Origin of the sequence: Nostoc sp. KVJ20, from assembly GCF_001712795.1 — a bacterium.
GTDB lineage: Bacteria > Cyanobacteriota > Cyanobacteriia > Cyanobacteriales > Nostocaceae > Nostoc.
In genome coordinates this window covers 1-2,153 of record NZ_KV757804.1, presented here as the reverse complement: position 1 = coordinate 2,153, position 2,153 = coordinate 1, and the positions used below count along the sequence as shown (strand labels likewise).

Sequence of the window (2,153 nt, the reverse complement as noted above, 5' to 3'; positions counted from 1 at the left end):
CGGAGGTGAATCACTGGGGGATAATTTAGGAGGTGTATTAGAGCCAGGCAAAAGTGGATCTGTATTATCCGGTGGTAAAAGTGGAAATTCATCATCAGATGGTAAAAGCGGAGTTAATAATTCTGTTAATAATTTTTCAAATTCTTCAAACTCTGCTTGAATAGATTCCTCGGTTTGCGGGTCAAATTTCTGCCATTTCCAACCACCATTTTCATCAGGAGTCATGACATAAGTCTCTTGACCAATTGACAATTTCAATCTCTTATTTATTTCATCATCTATTGCTAACCCTATCGAGTCCAATACAAATTTTAGATAAGGAGCTATCACTGCTCTGGCAAAGTATTCACTGCTTTTGGCATAAGCAGAACTCAATTGTAAATGTCGTTCATCAAACATAAGACTATTAACTGTTAATTTTGGAGTTTGCAAACGTTATACCGATATTTGTATGCCAACTCTTGACGATGAGTTCAGTTTTCCTTGATCCCATTGAGATAAAGATTTTTGCACAACCTGAGAACAGCATCTTTGGAGAAGTTCATATTGTTTCCAATCAGCTCCCAAGCAGGCTAAATCAATAAGTTTACCTGTTGGAGTAACGCGATTAAAGATAATATGCAGATGAAGAGAATCAGGTGTAATTTCCCAAAAGCTAATAGACTGTAAATCATCCCAACCAATACCATGAACATATTGATTTAAAATTTGTTGGCAAGATTCTTCTGTCAGAGGCTGATGAAGATTTTTTAAAGTAATTATGGTGTAAATGCCAACTTTTTTAAGTTTTGGCCTTCGATAAGAGAGAGCTTGAAAACTGGCAATGATTTCGGAAGTCTCAGCATGAATATCTAAAAAGCTGACTGAGCAAGTCTTTCGATTCCATGCTATTTCTTCAAGGATACTAAAACTCTCAATAGCAGATTCTTCAATAATCATTCGCATAAGGAAAAGTTCTCAATGAAAGGGAAAGAGGGAATAAGGAACTTTTAACAGGGGTAATGGAAACGAGAATTTATATCCATCTACAATTCACTACTGGCTCTTTTAAATAAAAACATTTGATTCAATATCTATCAATGAACTAACCTCAGACATATCCAAAGGCAAAGAGTTATTAGAAACTTCTGGAGTATTTTGAGATAAAGGAAAACGATTGTTAATATTAGCAATTCGGATATCTAAGTCTTGCTGAGTTGGAAATTTCTGAGTACTTTTTCGAGCTAAAAGACTGACAATGTTAGCCCATCGCTGCTGGTTATATTCTTCAATATCTCGAATAGCTTGAGGTATTTTGAGAGATTTTAGCAAAGGAACCGACCCCTCATTTTTATTAGAATAAGCAGGGTTAATGAAGACACATTTACCTGGAGGCAACTTCAAAAACTGGGCTGACTCAAAGAGTTTTTTAGTTTTTTCCTGCTCACTAGTAGTAGTGTTTGCTTTTCCCCCGCCTGTAGAACGGCTTTTATGCTTGTACTTGATTTCCTCGTCGCCCAAGAAACTGGAGAATAATTGTGCAGACTCATTTTCACCAGGATTGAAAACAAACTTAGTCCCGCAAGCCCCAAGAATAGTCTTAGCAACTTCCTTTCCATAATTTTTCTCAAGCTGCCCCATATTCTGCCAGCCCAGGATACCGCAGAACCCCTCAGAGCGTGATTCGTTCAGCCATTTGAATAAGTCTGGTAAGTACAGAGAAGGCAGCTCATCGAGTGCAACTATAAGAGGATCAAGACGCTTTTTAGCAATGTTTCGAGCAATTGTCATGTGTAAAATGCTGGTGAGCAAAGGGCTAACTGCGTCCCGACGTTCTCTGTCTAGTCCGAAGATAATCATCTGTTTACCTTTGATTGATAAGGGAAGAGTAGTCTTACCAATGAAACAACCAATAGTATTTTTGGCCATGAAGCGAGTGAACATTATGCTAGCGGTAGATACAATGCCAGCAACAGTTTTTTCACTTGCGGCGGAACTGAACAACTGACCAAAGGCAATTTTAATCCAAGGATTGAGATTAGCTGCCATCAATCTTTGCACCATTTGTTCAGAAGAAAGTATGGCAGCACTGGTCATAACATCAGCGCATTCGCCAAACTCTTTAGTCAACATCAAGATAGCTTGTGTCAATTGATCCCCTGCTGGAGCAAAGA

Annotated in this window: 2 protein-coding genes and 1 pseudogene; all 3 read right to left on the bottom strand. The window is 38.2% G+C overall.

Annotated features, from left to right (window positions below; genetic code table 11):
- Positions 1–399: pseudogene (locus A4S05_RS37615) on the bottom strand (DUF3854 domain-containing protein); the annotation flags it as partial.
- A gap of 36 nt (positions 400–435) precedes the next feature.
- Positions 436–939, bottom strand: a complete 504-nt coding sequence (locus A4S05_RS37610) for a relaxase/mobilization nuclease domain-containing protein (RefSeq protein WP_176727228.1) — start codon at positions 937–939, stop codon at positions 436–438.
- A 108-nt stretch (positions 940–1,047) separates the two neighbouring features.
- Positions 1,048–2,153 (bottom strand): type IV secretory system conjugative DNA transfer family protein (locus tag A4S05_RS37605; protein WP_141699929.1); only part of this gene is annotated, 1,106 nt, incomplete at its 5' end.

Bases quoted from the DNA above. Each gene is read 5' to 3' on its own strand.
- A4S05_RS37610 (WP_176727228.1), bottom strand. From the start codon at position 939: ATGATTATTGAAGAATCTGCTATTGAGAGTTTTAGTATCCTTGAAGAA.